Below are 14,872 nucleotides of genomic sequence, written 5' to 3'. Positions count from 1 at the left end.
CGATTCCGTAATTCTTTGAGTATTTGACCTTGGAAAAACTTATACTTGTTAGATAAGAAGCTGATGCTATGCTATACCCAAAAAAACCGAGCTACTTTTTCTTACTTATTTGTTTCTGTCTTTTTACTCTTTCCTGCCAAGGGCCCCAGAGTAAAAAAATAATTAAGATGGGACATGCTTTGGTGCCATCCCATCCTGTGCATGAAGCGATGCTTTTTTTAGCCCAGAGACTGGAGGAAAAATCAAATGGCCAAATTATCGTCAAGGTATACCCTAATCAGCAATTGGGTACCGAGCGGGAATTGGTTGAGCTTTTGCAAATTGGAAGTCTTGGGATGACCAAGGTTTCTTCAGCTGCTTTAGAAGGATTTGCTCCTACCATGAAAGTTTTGGGGATGCCTTACCTTTTTAGAGATGATGAGCATTTGAATAAAGTATTGAAAGGAGAAATCGGGAAGCAATTACTGCAAGACCCGGAAGAGTTTTGGCTTCGGGGACTTTGCTATTATGATGCAGGGAAAAGAAGTTTTTATACCAAAGAAAAGCCAGTAGAAAGTCCTGAAGACCTGAGTGGACTGAAGGTTCGAGTAATGGAAAGCGCAGTTGCTTCCAATATGGTAAAAAGTATGGGAGGCTCACCAACTCCTGTAGCTTATGGAGAATTATACACGGCTTTGCAGCAGGGAATCGTGGATGGGGCTGAAAATAATCCACCTAGTTTGTACACTTCCAAGCATTACGAGGTCTGTAAGTACTACAGCATAGATGAGCATACTGCCTTGCCAGATGTAGTCATTGTCAGTACCAAGGTTTGGAATAGTTTGAGTGAGCAAGAGCAGCAATGGCTTCAAGAAGCTGCGGATGAGTCTGCAGAACTCCAATATAAAATATGGGCAGAAGCCACCGAGGAGTCTTTGAATGAATTGAAAAAAGCAGGAGTTCAGATTTCCTATCCGGATAAAGGGCCCTTTAGGGAGGCTGTTTCCTCTATGTACGAAGATTTGAAAGTTCAGTCTCCGGAGATTTACCAGTTGGTTCAGGCAATTCGAGCAATTCAATAAACCCAAAATTGATGTTCATAACTTCTGTAAAAAATAATGTAGACCGATTTGTAGCCATTATCTTGGTTATTCTGATGGCCTTGATGGTTATTAATGTGTCATGGCAGGTAGCATCTCGCTATATTTTTCAAAATCCAAGTGCCTTTACGGATGAACTTGCCAGATATATGTTGATTTGGGTGGGGATGCTTGGGGCGGCGTATGTGGCTGGAAAAGATGAGCATTTAGCGATTGATTTGATTCAGGCAAAACTGAGTTTTAAGAATCAACTTATAGTAAAAATAATCATCCATGTATGCGTCATGATTTTTGCAATAGTAGCAATGGTGATCGGAGGGACCAATTTGGTTTACATTACCTTTATTTTGGATCAGACTTCTGCAGCCTTAGAAATACCCTTGGCCTACGTTTACATCATTATTCCAATTAGCGGTCTTTTGGTAATTTTTTATCAAGCGGAAAGCATCATGAATTTGTCATCAAATCTTAAAACTTCCTAATATGGAAACTTTAAGCATTTTAGTATTGGTGATTTCTTTTCTGGTCTTTTTAGGTTTAGGTGTACCTGTTGCTTGGAGCTTGGGATTATCCAGTTTGCTGACTTTGATGGTGACCGTGGCAACGGTTCCTGCCTGGACTACCATTGCCCAGAGGATGGGTACTGGATTAGATAGTTTTTCCCTTTTAGCTATTCCCTTTTTCATTTTGGCGGGGGAATTAATGAATCGAGGAGGTATTGCCAATCGACTGATTGAGTTTGCCAAAGCACTGACTGGGCGACTACCGGGAGGATTACTTCATGTGAATGTCATAGCAGCTATGCTGATGGGCGCAATCGCGGGTTCAGCAGTGGCGGCAGCATCTTCTATGGGTGGAATTTTAGGAAAAAGAATGGAAAAGGAGGGGTATCCTAAAGAGCTTGGGGCAGCTGTAAACATTACCTCCTCCACAACAGGCTTGATTATACCTCCATCCAATGTTTTGATTGTTTATTCTTTGGCTTCAGGAGGAGTGTCTGTGGCTGCGCTTTTTGTGGCCGGATACTTACCAGGTTTATTGGTCGGACTTTTATTGATGATCACCGCAGCCGTTATGGTGAAAATCAAAAAGTTACCCTCAGGTGAACGGTCCAGTATTGGGTTAGTATTGAAGACATTCTGGAGAGCTATTCCAAGTCTATTCTTATTAATTGTAGTAATAGGCGGAATCATAGCCGGAGTATTTACTGCCACCGAAGCATCTGCCATTGCAGTTTTATACGCTCTGGGACTTTCCTTGATATACAGGGAGTTGAAGGTAAATGAGTTGCCTTCTGTTTTGCTAAAGTCAGCCGAAACTACTGCCGTTGTTATGCTGTTGATCGCAACTTCTATGGCCATGTCTTGGGTAATGTCTGCGGAAGAAATCCCTCAAAGTATCTCGAATTCGCTCCTTTCTTTAAGCGATAATATCTTCGTGATTTTGATTATGATTAATCTGATCTTACTGTTTGTGGGTGTTTTTATGGACATGACTCCGGCTGTATTGATCTTTACTCCGATATTCTTGCCGGTTGTCACTGCATTGGGAGTAGATCCTGTTCATTTTGGGATTATGATGGTTTTGAATCTTTGCATAGGATTATGCACTCCTCCCGTAGGTTCCATATTATTCATAGGAGTAGGGGTTGCCCAAACGAGCATACAAAAAGTGCTAAAGCCCTTACTGCCTTTCTTTTTTGCAATGATTTTGGCCTTGATTCTGATTATGCTGTTTCCTGAGATTTCCTTGTGGTTACCAAGATTTTTCGGAGTATAAACAAATTATTTTTCGAGTTGCTTCTTAATAAATGCCACAGATTGGGGGATTTGTTCTACTGATCTGCTGCTTTCATCTTCAATGACCAAATACTTTGTGCCTTGCTTTTTGGCTTCTTTGATGATGCCTGAAATGTCAATATCTCCAGTGCCTAAAACTACATTGGTTTCCACATCTCCATGTCCGTCCATAGATCCCGGTGTGCCTATTTTTCTATCTTTCAAGTGGAGCATAGGGAATTTCCCTTTATATTTTTTCATGATTTTCAGCGGATCTCCACCACCCATTTTTACCCAAAAGACATCCATGTTAAAAGCGAAATTTTCGGCATTTTTCCACATATAATCCATGACCACTCCATTCCCAGCTTTGGCGAATTCATAGCCATGTGGATGGTATAAAAAAGTAAGTCCATGCTCTTTGAGCTCAGCTCCTACCTGATTAAATAAAGCCGTAGCCAGTTTGATTTCATCCAAAGAAATAGGACCTTCTTCATGAGGAATCCAGTAGCAGGTGACATATTTAGCCCCATAAAGTTTGGCTTGTGCAATGATGGGATTTAGATCTCTAGCCAGCTGATTGAAATCAGCTCCAACTCCCACTATTTCCAGCTCATTTTCTTCTAAAAGTTTCAAGTATTCAAATTCTGACATCTCATGCCTACCCAAGCCCTCCAAAGCTGAGATTCCCCAATCAGCCACCATTTGATGGTATTTTTCAGGGTCTTGTGGAATTTGATTTCTGAGGGAATAGAGTTGTAATGCGATTTCCTGTGCGTTCATTTGAAATGAAAAAAAAGCGAGAATAAAACTTAAAATGAGCCTTTTCATGGTTTGATAATGTTTGGGATATCTAAATTTATTTAATTTTTCGGCGCCAAACTATTGAAAATCTGATTCTCTGAATCTTGATTTTTCATCTTCCCTGCATTTTCCTAACTTGAAGTAAATCAGCACCTATGAATTCCAGAAGAAGATTTATCCAAAATTCCTCCCTGATCACTTTAGCTATGAGCCTTAAACCTGACTTTTCTTTATTTGCAGCACAAGATCAAATTTTAGGTCATGGAGATTTCACCTACAAAGTAGATATGAAATGGGGTAATTTAGACCCCACTAAAGTTCCCGTGGTTAACTGTCATGAAATGGTCATGGATAGAAAAGGCAGGATGATTCTATTGACTGATGAGCCCAAAAATAATGTGATCATTTATGATCAAACTGGAAAACTGCTGGATACTTGGACTTTGGGTCTGAATGCAGCCCATGGATTGACTTTGGTAGATGAGGGGGATGCCGAATATTTATGGATAGTTGATAATGGAGGCAGAGTTGTCAAAACTACTCTGAGTGGTGTGGTGGTTTCAGAAATCCCTATGCCCGCTAAAGAGGGTATTTATGATGAAAAAATGCGGTGGACTCCAACTGAGACTGCGGTCGCTCCCAATGGAGATTTATACATTGCTGATGGCTATGGTTCCCAATATTTTTTACAATATGATAAGTCAGGAAATTTCATTCGAAAATTTGGAGGAGATGGACACAGTGACGCTCAGTTTAAAACTGCTCATGGGATAGCGGTAGATCAGCGTGGAGGCAAGGAACCTTCTCTGATTTGTACCTCAAGAGGACATAATTCCTTTAAGAAATTCACGATGGACGGGGAGTATTTGGAAACCATCTTTTTACCAGGTGCTTTTGTATGCCGCCCTGTAATTCATGGTGAAAATCTGTATGCAGGTGTCTGTTGGTCGAGACTTAAATATTTAGAGCAAATGGACAATTCAGGGTTTGTGACTATTCTGGATAAGGAAAACCAAGTTGTTTCTAATCCTGGAGGAACAGCTCCCGAATACCGGGACGGCAAGCTTCAGTTGATGGTTCAATCAGATCCAGTATTTAAGCATTGTCACGATGTCTGTATTGACCAGGATGAAAATATCTATGTATGTCAATGGAATGCAGGAAAGACCTATCCCATTAAGCTTACTAGAGTATAAAAAGCCAATTATCAATTTATATATATAAAACCCTAAAGCTATGAAATCTGTCACTGTAGGATGGTTTGAGATTCCAGTAAAAGATATGGATCGCGCCATTAAATTTTATGAGTCCGTATTTGATTGCAAGCTAAACAAGCAAGTCATGGGCGATTTTCAAATGGCCTGGTTTCCTTGGGACGAAACGGGAAAAGGAGCAGGAGGAAGCTTAGTATATCATGAGCAATTTTATGAAACAAGTGGACATGCAGGGGCTTTGATCTATTTTTCTTCAGCGGATTGCCAAGTTGAACTGGGTAAAGTAGAGGCTGCAGGAGGGAAAGTACAAATCGATAAACGAATGATTTCGGAGGACGTGGGCTATATGGGAGTGTTTTTAGATACAGAAGGAAATAGGGTGGCGATTCACTCTAGAGCTTAATTCGCTTCCATCTCTTTATTATCAATATTTAGTATTTTAAATACAGGTTATTGTACGGTATTGTGAATTGTTTTTTTATTTTTAGTTTTATTTGCTTTTTTAATGCTGTCGACGAGATTTTGATATGAGTGTGTTAGAGTACCTGGATAAATCTGGAAATCTAGAAGAACTCCAAAATAAAATAGCTTTAGTTTTTGCTGCTTTTGCCGGCACACTAATGATTTTTTTGGGCATTTCTGATTATTTTATTGGACTGAGTGCCTTTATAATTGGTCTCAAATTAACCTTAGCGATCCCCTTCTTTATTGGCTATTGGTATATGAAGAAGTTTGGGAAGTACCAGCTAGTCCTAAACATGATGATTGGGGCAGGAGTAATGGTGATCATATTCAATTATTTTGAAAATGACGGATTCGACGGCCCTACGCTTTATACCTTTTTTATTTTTATTGTTGCCATAGCAATATTGATAAAAGGGGCTTGGAAGGCAATTTGGTTATTTTTAGTCACACTTACATTTAGTATGTTGTTTTATTTGGAGGTTTATGGATACTATTCTGTTCCTCGGATATATACAAGTTTGGAAAACCGATTTTGGGATCATTGGATCACTTTAATTTGGTGTGGGCTATTCGTATATGCTGGTGTAATGGTATTTATCAAGAATTATCAGAGACAGAATTTTTTCTTAAATCAACTGAGGAAAGAGAATGAAGTAAATCTTGAAAAGCTGTCGGATGTCAACCAGAAAAAAAATCAATTGATCGCTCTTTTGTCTCATGATTTGAAAAATCCTATTGCAACCTTGAGTTCGACAATGGAAATGGTTGATCGGGGAGAGTTTGATGATGACGATATGAAGCAAATATTTTCAGAGCTAAAAAATCAAAGCTTTCATCTCAACAAGGTTCTAAACAATACCTTATCATGGGTTATGACTGAATTAGATGATCGTACTTTTGAACTTAAAAAAGTGGATCCCAAGGATTTGATGGAAGAAATCAGAGATACAATGGTGGTTCAAGCTCAAAGAAAGAATCAGCGTATTTCTCTTAAGATAGATGGCGAAACTGAGGAAATTGATTTAGAAGAAAATGAGATTAAAATCATTCTAAAAAATCTTTTAGATAATGCTCTGAAATTTTCCCAATCAGATTCTACCATAGAACTTTCCTTGAAAGTGGCTCCAAACATGTTAAGATGGGAAGTTCAAAATGAAGGCCCAGTCATTCCGGAAAACTTACGGGATGAACTTTTTGAATTCAAGGTAAAAACCTCGTATGGAACCAATCGCGAAAAAGGAACTGGTTTAGGTCTTCCATTATGTAAAAAAATTGCCGATAAGCTGGAAATGAAGTTGGGTTTTGAAGCGGACGGATCTTCTAGAAATATCTTTTTTCTAGAAAGGAATTTGGTCTAAACTAACACAACCCTCAGACTTTTCGCACCGTGAGCTCCTATTACGAGTGATTGTTCTATATCCGCTGTTTTCGAAGGTCCTGCTATAAATAAACCAAAGCTGTAGCTTTGACTTGAGGTTTTAATGTAGGCCTGATGCATGGTAGGTACAATTTCATTTTTGGGAAGCACTATTACCAAATGCTCTGTAATAAATGGAATGGCTCGAAATGGAACTTGTTCATTGGTGATCCAGATTGCGCCATTTTCCCCTACGCCAAATTGACCATCGATTATTGCAACTTGAAGTTGGTCTAGTTCGTGAGCATCATCAATCCTAGCATAAGTAGTATTTAGGTTAATGAGTTGAGAGAAATTTAGGATTTTCTGAAAACCGGATTCAGAAATCCACGACATAAGTTTTTCCTGAGAAATAACCTCCCCTTTATTTGCCTCAATTGATGCTTTAAATTCCTCTTCAGTGTTTATGGGATTTTTAAATTCAGGAATTGTGGGAAGTTCGGTTTGGTCCAGCCTGAGTTGCTGAATTTTTTCGAGAATTTCTTGTCTACTGCTCATTATTCCTGTGATTTAAATACCAATTTCTGAAAGACTCCTGAGGAGTTTCTGGTAGCTTTCTTCCTTTTCCCCAAACGTTCCAAGGATTGTATATTAATGAGTCGGGCAAATTTTTAATGAGTTTACGCATCAGGATTCCCGAGATCCTGTAGGCTAGCGGGCTTTTAAAAATCCCACTGGCTAATTTCATGCTTAAGATTTCTGCATGATTTGGATTGGCTTTGGTGATTTCTTGCCTCCATTCATAGAGTTGTTCGTGGATATTGATTTTAACTGGGCAAACATCCGTACAACTGCCACAAAGAGTGGATGCAAAAGGAAGGGAGCTGTATTTTTTCAAATCCAATCCTGGAGATAGGATGGAACCTATTGGACCTGGAACAGTACTTTGATAGCTAAAACCCCCGCTTCTTCTGTAAATTGGGCAGGTGTTCATACAAGCACCGCAACGAATGCATTTGAGGGAGTTTCTGAATTTCTCTCTCCCTAATTGTTCTGTTCTGCCATTGTCCACCAAGATTAAATGAATTTGCTTCCCCTTTTCTGGACCTCTAAAGTGAGAAGTATAATTTGTGATAGCTTGTCCTGTGGCAGAACGAGCCAGTAACCTCAAAAAAACTCCCAAATCATTTCTCCTGGGAATTAATTTTTCAATACCCATGCAGGCAATGTGAACGTCTGCCAAATGGACGCCCATATCTGCATTTCCTTCGTTGGTGCAGACGACAAATTCACCTGTTTCTGCTATCCCAAAATTGACTCCGGTGATAGCAACTTTGGCCTTTAGAAATTTCTCTCTTAAATGAGTTCTTGCTGCTTGGGTTAAATAATAAGGATCTTCGTTTCCCTTTTCAGTTTGGAGTTTTTGGTGGAAGAGTTCGGAAATATCTCTTTTCTTTAAATGGATGGCCGGCAATACAATATGACTGGGTGGCTGATGGAGAAACTGCACAATCCTTTCCCCTAGATCGGTGTCAATTACCTCAATCCCATTTTTCTCCAGAAATGGGTTGAGATGGCATTCCTCAGTGAGAATAGATTTGCTCTTTACCACTTGAGCGCAAGACTGCTTTTTTAAAATATCTAAGACGATTTGATTATGCTCTTGGGCATCTTTTGCCCAATGAACTTGAATTCCATTTTTCGTGGCATTGGCTTCAAATTCCAGAAGAAGTTGGTCTAAATTTGAAAGCACATGTTCTTTGATAGAAGATGCCAGTGTTCTGAGATTTTCCCATTCCGGGACTTTTTGACTGGCTAGATCTCTTTTTTCTCGAATCATCCAGAGAGTTTCATCATGCCATTTGGCATGTTCCGTGTTTCTGAGGAAATCGGTTGATGCTTTTGAATGGCTCATGAGATGATTTGATTGATGATTTCAGCTAAATGCATAATAGGAAGGGTGCTTTGTTTTTTATCAGCCAACCCTTTTAAATGCATCAAGCAGGACATGTCTGTTGCTGTTAGAATTTCAGTGCCTGCTTCATGATGGTCTGCCAAGCGATCTTTTCCCATGGAAAGGGAAATTGCTTCTTCTTTTACAGAAAAGGTTCCGCCAAAGCCACAGCATTCATCACTTCTTTGAAGTTGGGACCACTCCAGCCCTTCCACTTTTTCAAAGAGGCTTTTCACTTTATCGAAGGGTGCTGTATTGACCTCACTGGATTTCGAGAGCCTCAAACCTCTTAAAGCATGACAGGATGCATGGTAGCCAATTTTGTGTCTGAAAGTACCTTGGAGCTCTACTTTAAGGATATCATGAAGAAACTCTGTCAGCTCAAAAATTTTTGAATTGAGTGAAGGTTGAAGTTCTGGGGCATTCAATATTTTGGAGTATCTCTCCTTGATATGGTGAACACAGCTTCCGGTGGGAGCAACTATATAATCAAACTTAAGAAATGAGTTAAGAAATTGCTGACAAGATTCTTTGGTTTCTCTTTCATAGCCCGAATTCGCTAATGGCTGTCCACAACAAGTTTGATCTAAAGGGTAGGAAACTTTACAGTTTAGCTTTTCTAATATTTCCAGCGTTGCTTTTCCTACCTGAGGATAAAATTGGTCAACATAGCAAGGAATAAAAAGTCCTACATTTGGTTGAGATTGCTCCATAATGAAAGTTAAACTTCCCAATTTAAAATCGCTAATAAGAGATGATTTTGTTCTATTGTCGGTCCAAATTGACTGTGAGTTGCGCGGTTTTTTTAAGCGAAGTAGGATAGAAATTATTTTGGTTTCAAACAGTTTTCCTGATGAGTAGAATAAGATTTTGTGTTAGAGATCCCTGAATAGGATAAAATTCCTGAAGATGTGTATAAGTGTCAATTTTATGTTGATAAACCGCTAATTCCCCTTAATAAATATGGGGATAAATTGTGGGAAAATAATCGAATGAAAAGTAGGAATTCCCCTGATTTTCAGCCAATTTTATTAAACCAAGTAAGAGATAAATAATCGGGGATACGACCCCGGATTCTAGTTTGAAATTTTGAGATCGGGCGCGAAGGGGCAATCACCAACGGGTGAAAGTCTGAGACGGAAAAACCGCAGAAGTGCCAAAAACGATATGTTGAAGTCTACGAAGTCTCTGAACTTTAAGACTAACCATTGCATGAAGGATCGAACGCGCAAGTGATCGGTTGAAAGAGGCAACTCCAGAAATGTAAACTTGGTGAATCAGCAAGCTGAGTTCTTCGGAATAAAGCAGTCGTGCACAAAGGAATAATTGCTTAAATGCAGTTGTTTGCAACGGAAAACCGCAGAAGTGCAAAAACAGATCGGCCCAGGATGAAGAGCCTCAATAGTTCTTCGAAGCTTTTGGCATGAATGGTATTTCCTTCACGGGAGATTCTGAGACAGGTTACTGCAGAAGTGCATTACAGAAGTATTCAAATGGGACAAATCTTTTCGAAGATGATTCAATCTTAGAATTTTGAACCGGGCAACTGGTGATAGTTAGTAACTGTAGCTTGGCATAGTTCAGGGATTACGATTTCTGAGTTATGAAACGGGAGGTAATTGAAAAATTGCTTCCCGTTTTTGTTTTTAAGCCTCTTGAGAGTCCTATTTATTTGCATCCATTTTTTCAAAAATTCTATTAACATGCATGAAGGGAGCATTGAGTTTCCATTAATGCAAGCTTTTGGCTTAGGTCTTCCGTTCCATTTATCAAATGAAATTTGGCTTGCCGATCGAGGAGAGATAATCTTCTTTCTTTTTATTTTATTTAAAGCAATTTCCTACCTTTTGTATGCTATTGTCTGGTAGATTTCAGTACTAATTGGTTTTTTCAACCAAATATTATCCAACCCAATTAACATGTCAAACCTAAACCTAAAAGCCAAGCAACAAAACTCCTATGATGCAATCGTAATCGGTTCTGGAGCAAGTGGAGGATGGGCTGCCAAAGAACTCTGTGAGAAAGGACTCAAAACCCTAGTACTAGAGCGTGGAAGAATGGTTCGCCATATAGAAGATTATCCAACAGCCTCCAAGGCTCCTTGGGAATTTGAGTTTAGAGGAACTGTTCCCATAGAAAAAAGATCTGGAGTAGGTGCCGCCCGATGGGGAAGGGAAGAGACCATGCATTGGGCTTTGGCTGAGGATGAACAGCCGTATATAGAGGAGAAGCCCTTTCGTTGGTTTAGAGGATATCATGTAGGTGGGAAGTCTCTGCTTTGGGCAAGAGGAACTCAGAGATGGTCCGATTATGATTTGGAAGGGCCGGGTAGAGATGGTTATGCAGTGGATTGGCCTATTAGATATCAAGATTTAGAGCCATGGTATAGCTATGTAGAAAAGTTTGTTGGTTTTGCAGGTAGCCGTGACGGCTTGCCGGAATTGCCAGATCAAATTGTACAGCCCGGGTTTGAATTGAGTTGCATAGAGAAATATTATGCTGAGCAATTAAAAAGCATGTATGGCAATAGACATCTAATCCAGGGTAGATGTGCGCATTTGACCGACCCTCAAGAAATCCATAAACAACAAGGAAGAAATAAGTGCCAGCATCAAAATATGTGTAATCGAGGCTGTGTTTATGGAGGATATTTTTCCGCAAATGCATCCACCTTACCTTGGGCTGAAAAAACAGGAAACCTGACCGTTCGCCCGGATGCAGTGGTAGAATCAATTCTTTACGATGAGGAGAAAGGCAGAGCTATCGGTGTAAGGATAATTGATAGAAACACGAAGGAGGCTATGGAATTTTATTCCAAGATAGTTTTTGTCAATGCTTCCACAATTAATTCCAATGCCATTCTCTTGAATTCCAAATCCAGCCGCTTCCCGAATGGATTAGGGAATGATAATGGGTTGATGGGTAAATTTATGGCCTGTCATAATTATAGAGGGAAGGGTTTTGCAACTTTTGAAGGCTTTCAAGATAAAGCTACAGAAGGTAGACATCCTGGACACGCTTATGTTCCCCGGTTTAGAAATGTCTTCAAACAGGATACTGACTTTTTAAGAGGCTATGCTATCGGAATGGCTGGTGGCAGAGGTATGACTTCCGATACAGATGTGATCGGGCATCAGTTACGGGATAATCTCTTGAACCAAGAACATGGACCTTGGACCATGTCAGCTTGGATGCAAGGGGAAATGGTTCCTGTTGAAAGCAATCATATGCGCTTAAGCGATACTGAAACCGATAAGTATGGAACTCCTAAAATTGTCATGTCTGTAGAGTGGACCGAAAATGATGATAAAATGACAAAGGATTTCTTAGAACAGCAAACAGAGATGTTTGAGCGTATGGGCTTTACCAATATTGCCGTTTCTGACTCCCAAGCACCTCCAGGATCAGATATCCACGAAATGGGAGGAGTTAGAATGGGGAAAGATCCTAAGACCTCCTTACTGAACAAACATAATCAGTTGCATGCCTGCCCAAATGTCTTTGTTACAGATGGTGCCTGCATGACCAGCACCAGTACTCAGAATCCTACATTAATGTTTATGACTTTAACTGCCAGAGCCGCTAACCATGCTGTGGATGAGTTGAAAAAAATGAATTTGTAATCTGTAGAAAATTCAAATCTTGAATTGAGCATAGAATCATTTCACGATTGAGTATTGGCTGTGAAAGTCTCAAAATAACCCAAAATCTCAACCTAAGTCCTATGAAAAATATTATAAGCTTGTTGTTCCTTGCTATGGCTTGGAATTTAATTCCTACGAAGGTATCTGCTCAAAAGAAAGGTGATCCCATGTTTCAAGTTCCCTTGGGTATAGCTTCTTATACATTTCGGAACCAATGGAAAAACGGTGTGCCAGAGACTTTGGATATCATTCAGAGTATTGGTTTCAAAGAATATGAAGGCGGAGCTCCTCAAGGAGTCGATCCTGCAGATTTCAAGAAAATGTTGGCCGATAGAGGAATTAGTATTCCTTCTACCGGAACTGGCTTTGAAGCTTTGGAGTCAGATCCTCAAGCTGTCGCGGACAAGGCAAAGGAGCTGGGAGCTAAGTATGTGATGTGTGCATGGATTCCCCATAAAAGAGGAGCTTTTTCCAAAGAAGATGCTGATAGAGCTATCAAAGCTTTTAACGAGGGAGGAAAAGTGCTTAAAGAGAATGGGATCACATTTAAATATCATGTACATGGTTATGAATTTCAGCCTTATGGAAAAGGAACTCTTTTCGATTATTTGGTTGAAAATACTAATCCAGCATATGTCTCTCTTCAAATGGATGTGATGTGGACGCATTTTGGTGGAGGAGATCCTGTTGCTCTTTTGAAAAAATACGGAGACCGATGGGTCTCTTTGCACTTAAAAGACTTTCGAAAAGGAGCTCCGAAAGATATGACTGGATTAACTGGTCATGAAAATGATGTCCCTTTAGGTAACGGTGAGTTGGATATACCCGGTATTCTAAGAGAATCCAATAAGATTGGGATCAAGCACATGTTCATTGAGGACGAGAGCGAAAAAGAACTCCAAAACCTGCCAAAAAGTATTCAGTATTTGAGAGAACTCAGGTATTGATTTGGTGCAGAGGGCAGGTGGAACTAGATTGGCCCACCTGCGTATCCCCTGACTTTGAGTGTAATTAACCGAATTAAGCAATTAAAGCTTTGTTCGTTTTTACGCCACTCAAACCAAAAGGTTAGGGATTTAATATGAATTGATTTTATAAGTATGATAAATGGAAAAACGGTATTTTGATTGTGTGGATGGTAAAGGATCTTGGGCTTTTGTCTTCCTTATTTTTTTGATTTCATGCACTAAACCCGAGGAAAAGCCACTCAATATTATTTTAATCCATGTAGATGATTTAGGCTGGGCAGATATTCAGCCATTTGGTTCTGACTTTTATGAAACACCCAATTTAAATCGACTTGCTCAAGAGGGGACTCTATTTACCAATTCCTATGCAGCAGCTGCGATTTGTTCACCTACCAGAGCAGCACTTTTGACAGGAAAATATCCAGCAAGATTAGGGATTACAGATTGGATTCGTGCAAAATTCCAAGGCTATTCTACATCCGGTGAACTTGGAGAATATGAAGAATTTGAGGGAAGGCCTTTGAAAACTCCCAAGATTCAAGGATATCTTCCCTTGGAGGAGGAGACCATAGCTGAACGGATTAAAAAACTAGGATATCAAACATTACACTTAGGAAAGTGGCATTTAGGTGAGGAAGGCTTTCATCCCGAGAATCAAGGATTTGATGTGAATATAGGTGGTAATGATTTAGGGCAGCCACCGAGTTATTTTGATCCGTATCAAGCTGCTCAGCCCAGGGAGTATTATGAAATGAAAAATCTACCTCCTCGAAAAAAAGGGGAATTTTTAACGGATCGGGAAAGCGATGAATTGATCCATTTTATCGAAAATAAGGAGAAACCTTTCTTTGTGCATTGGGCTCCATATGCGGTTCATACCCCAATCATGGGCCCGCCCGATTTGGTGTCTAAGTATGAAGAAAAAGAAAAGGGGGTTCAAAGGAACCCAGAGTACGCAGCCTTGGTCGAAAATCTGGATTTCAATATCGGGAAGTTGATGGAGTACTTAAACGAGAAAGGACTGAGAGAAAATACGCTTTTGATTTTTACCTCTGACAATGGAGGTTTGATAGGAAATCCAGATAAGCCAGTTACCGTAAATCTGGGTCTTAGGTCTCAAAAAGGCTTTCCTTACGAAGGAGGAATACGAGTTCCGACCATAGTCAGTCTTCCGGGAATTATCCCTCAGGGAAAGGAAATTGAAGCCCCGATCATTACTATGGACTGGATTCCGACAATTTTGGAATTTGTCGGTCTTAAATCATCTGATTCAGAATTGGAGGGAAAAAGCTTAAAAGGGCTTCTTACAGGGAAAGCGGAACTGGCAGAAAGGGATTTATTTTGGCATTTTCCTCATTATCGGGAGACTATAGTCATTCCTTATTCCATAATTCGCTCCGGAGATTGGAAATTGATCCATTATTATGAGCCCGGCATGGATGAGTTATATAATTTGGCTAATGATCGAGAGGAAAAAAATAATCTTTTCAATGAAGAGCCTGCAATAGCAAATGAACTTCAGGCAAAGCTTGATCAATGGTTAATTGATACAGATGCAAGAATGCCTATTCGGAAAGTGGATGAGCCATAGGAGCTTTAATTCAACGAT

At 39.8% G+C, this 14,872-nt stretch carries 13 protein-coding genes; 9 read left to right on the top strand and 4 right to left on the bottom strand.

Going from position 1 to position 14,872, the window contains the following annotated elements; all coding sequences use genetic code 11:
• The first annotated feature begins 68 nt into the window (after positions 1-68).
• Genes BM073_RS13535 through BM073_RS13525 form a run of 3 tightly spaced genes read left to right on the top strand, consistent with a single transcriptional unit; the run spans position 69 to position 2,858 of the window.
• A complete protein-coding gene (locus BM073_RS13535) occupies positions 69-1,061 on the top strand; it encodes a TRAP transporter substrate-binding protein (RefSeq protein WP_091654862.1) in 993 nt (330 codons plus the stop codon).
• An 11-nt stretch (positions 1,062-1,072) separates the two neighbouring features.
• Entirely contained in the window at positions 1,073-1,561 is a 489-nt protein-coding gene (locus BM073_RS13530; RefSeq protein ID WP_091654861.1) for a TRAP transporter small permease, read from the top strand.
• Between the two features lies 1 nt (position 1,562).
• Complete coding sequence (locus BM073_RS13525; RefSeq protein ID WP_091654860.1) at positions 1,563-2,858, top strand: TRAP transporter large permease; 1,296 nt, start codon at positions 1,563-1,565, stop codon at positions 2,856-2,858.
• 5 nt (positions 2,859-2,863) lie between these two features.
• Here the strand turns inward: BM073_RS13525 and BM073_RS13520 are convergent, their stop codons facing one another.
• Positions 2,864-3,688, bottom strand: coding sequence for a sugar phosphate isomerase/epimerase family protein (locus tag BM073_RS13520; RefSeq protein WP_091654859.1), 825 nt, complete (start codon positions 3,686-3,688; stop codon positions 2,864-2,866).
• 128 nt (positions 3,689-3,816) lie between these two features.
• Here BM073_RS13520 and BM073_RS13515 point away from each other — a divergent pair, with 128 nt between their 5' ends.
• The 3 genes from BM073_RS13515 to BM073_RS13505 all read left to right on the top strand — a co-directional run bounded on the left by BM073_RS13515 (position 3,817) and on the right by BM073_RS13505 (position 6,698).
• The gene (locus BM073_RS13515; protein WP_091654858.1) at positions 3,817-4,857 is read left to right on the top strand and encodes an NHL repeat-containing protein; all 1,041 of its coding nucleotides are present in this window, start codon (positions 3,817-3,819) and stop codon (positions 4,855-4,857) included.
• A 40-nt stretch (positions 4,858-4,897) separates the two neighbouring features.
• Positions 4,898-5,278 carry a VOC family protein gene (locus BM073_RS13510; protein ID WP_091654857.1) on the top strand — a complete coding sequence of 127 codons (381 nt, stop codon included), beginning with the start codon at positions 4,898-4,900 and terminating at the stop codon, positions 5,276-5,278.
• A gap of 124 nt (positions 5,279-5,402) precedes the next feature.
• Positions 5,403-6,698, top strand: coding sequence for a sensor histidine kinase (locus tag BM073_RS13505; protein ID WP_091654856.1), 1,296 nt, complete (start codon positions 5,403-5,405; stop codon positions 6,696-6,698).
• Here the strand turns inward: BM073_RS13505 and BM073_RS13500 are convergent.
• From BM073_RS13500 to BM073_RS13490, 3 genes are read right to left on the bottom strand one after another with little or no spacing between them, the layout of a single operon-like run.
• A complete protein-coding gene (locus BM073_RS13500; RefSeq protein ID WP_091654855.1) occupies positions 6,695-7,255 on the bottom strand; it encodes a LutC/YkgG family protein in 561 nt (186 codons plus the stop codon). The genes BM073_RS13505 and BM073_RS13500 overlap by 4 nt on opposite strands.
• Entirely contained in the window at positions 7,245-8,612 is a 1,368-nt protein-coding gene (locus tag BM073_RS13495) for a lactate utilization protein B (RefSeq protein WP_091654854.1), read from the bottom strand. Before BM073_RS13495 ends, BM073_RS13500 begins: the two co-directional genes overlap by 11 nt.
• Positions 8,609-9,364, bottom strand: coding sequence for a (Fe-S)-binding protein (locus BM073_RS13490; RefSeq protein WP_091654853.1), 756 nt, complete (start codon positions 9,362-9,364; stop codon positions 8,609-8,611). Before BM073_RS13490 ends, BM073_RS13495 begins: the two co-directional genes overlap by 4 nt.
• 1,206 nt (positions 9,365-10,570) lie before the next feature.
• Between BM073_RS13490 and BM073_RS13480 the strand changes: the two genes are divergently transcribed.
• The 3 genes from BM073_RS13480 (at position 10,571) to BM073_RS13470 (ending at position 14,854) form a co-directional block, all read left to right on the top strand.
• Positions 10,571-12,274: a GMC oxidoreductase gene (locus BM073_RS13480; RefSeq protein ID WP_091654851.1), complete on the top strand. Its 1,704-nt coding sequence runs from the start codon at positions 10,571-10,573 to the stop codon at positions 12,272-12,274.
• Positions 12,275-12,375: 101 nt separating this feature from the next.
• Positions 12,376-13,242, top strand: coding sequence for a sugar phosphate isomerase/epimerase family protein (locus tag BM073_RS13475; protein ID WP_091654988.1), 867 nt, complete (start codon positions 12,376-12,378; stop codon positions 13,240-13,242).
• Between the two features lie 160 nt (positions 13,243-13,402).
• Positions 13,403-14,854 (top strand): sulfatase, encoded by a 1,452-nt coding sequence (locus BM073_RS13470; protein ID WP_091654850.1) that lies wholly within the window; start codon positions 13,403-13,405, stop codon positions 14,852-14,854.
• The last annotated feature ends 18 nt before the right edge of the window (positions 14,855-14,872 follow it).

The organism is Algoriphagus ornithinivorans, from assembly GCF_900115305.1.
In the GTDB taxonomy this organism is placed as follows: Bacteria; Bacteroidota; Bacteroidia; order Cytophagales; family Cyclobacteriaceae; genus Algoriphagus; species Algoriphagus ornithinivorans.
This window is presented reverse-complemented; position numbering and strand designations above follow the sequence as displayed.

What these genes read in the sequence shown, in the direction of transcription:
- BM073_RS13535 (WP_091654862.1), top strand. Translation starts at nt 69, where the DNA reads ATGCTATACCCAAAAAAACCGAGCTACTTTTTCTTACTTATTTGTTTC.
- BM073_RS13530 (WP_091654861.1), top strand. Translation starts at nt 1,073, where the DNA reads ATGTTCATAACTTCTGTAAAAAATAATGTAGACCGATTTGTAGCCATT.
- BM073_RS13525 (WP_091654860.1), top strand. Translation starts at nt 1,563, where the DNA reads ATGGAAACTTTAAGCATTTTAGTATTGGTGATTTCTTTTCTGGTCTTT.
- BM073_RS13520 (WP_091654859.1), bottom strand. Translation starts at nt 3,688, where the DNA reads ATGAAAAGGCTCATTTTAAGTTTTATTCTCGCTTTTTTTTCATTTCAA.
- BM073_RS13515 (WP_091654858.1), top strand. Translation starts at nt 3,817, where the DNA reads ATGAATTCCAGAAGAAGATTTATCCAAAATTCCTCCCTGATCACTTTA.
- BM073_RS13510 (WP_091654857.1), top strand. Translation starts at nt 4,898, where the DNA reads ATGAAATCTGTCACTGTAGGATGGTTTGAGATTCCAGTAAAAGATATG.
- BM073_RS13505 (WP_091654856.1), top strand. Translation starts at nt 5,403, where the DNA reads ATGAGTGTGTTAGAGTACCTGGATAAATCTGGAAATCTAGAAGAACTC.
- BM073_RS13500 (WP_091654855.1), bottom strand. Translation starts at nt 7,255, where the DNA reads ATGAGCAGTAGACAAGAAATTCTCGAAAAAATTCAGCAACTCAGGCTG.
- BM073_RS13495 (WP_091654854.1), bottom strand. Translation starts at nt 8,612, where the DNA reads ATGAGCCATTCAAAAGCATCAACCGATTTCCTCAGAAACACGGAACAT.
- BM073_RS13490 (WP_091654853.1), bottom strand. Translation starts at nt 9,364, where the DNA reads ATGGAGCAATCTCAACCAAATGTAGGACTTTTTATTCCTTGCTATGTT.
- BM073_RS13480 (WP_091654851.1), top strand. Translation starts at nt 10,571, where the DNA reads ATGTCAAACCTAAACCTAAAAGCCAAGCAACAAAACTCCTATGATGCA.
- BM073_RS13475 (WP_091654988.1), top strand. Translation starts at nt 12,376, where the DNA reads ATGAAAAATATTATAAGCTTGTTGTTCCTTGCTATGGCTTGGAATTTA.
- BM073_RS13470 (WP_091654850.1), top strand. Translation starts at nt 13,403, where the DNA reads ATGGAAAAACGGTATTTTGATTGTGTGGATGGTAAAGGATCTTGGGCT.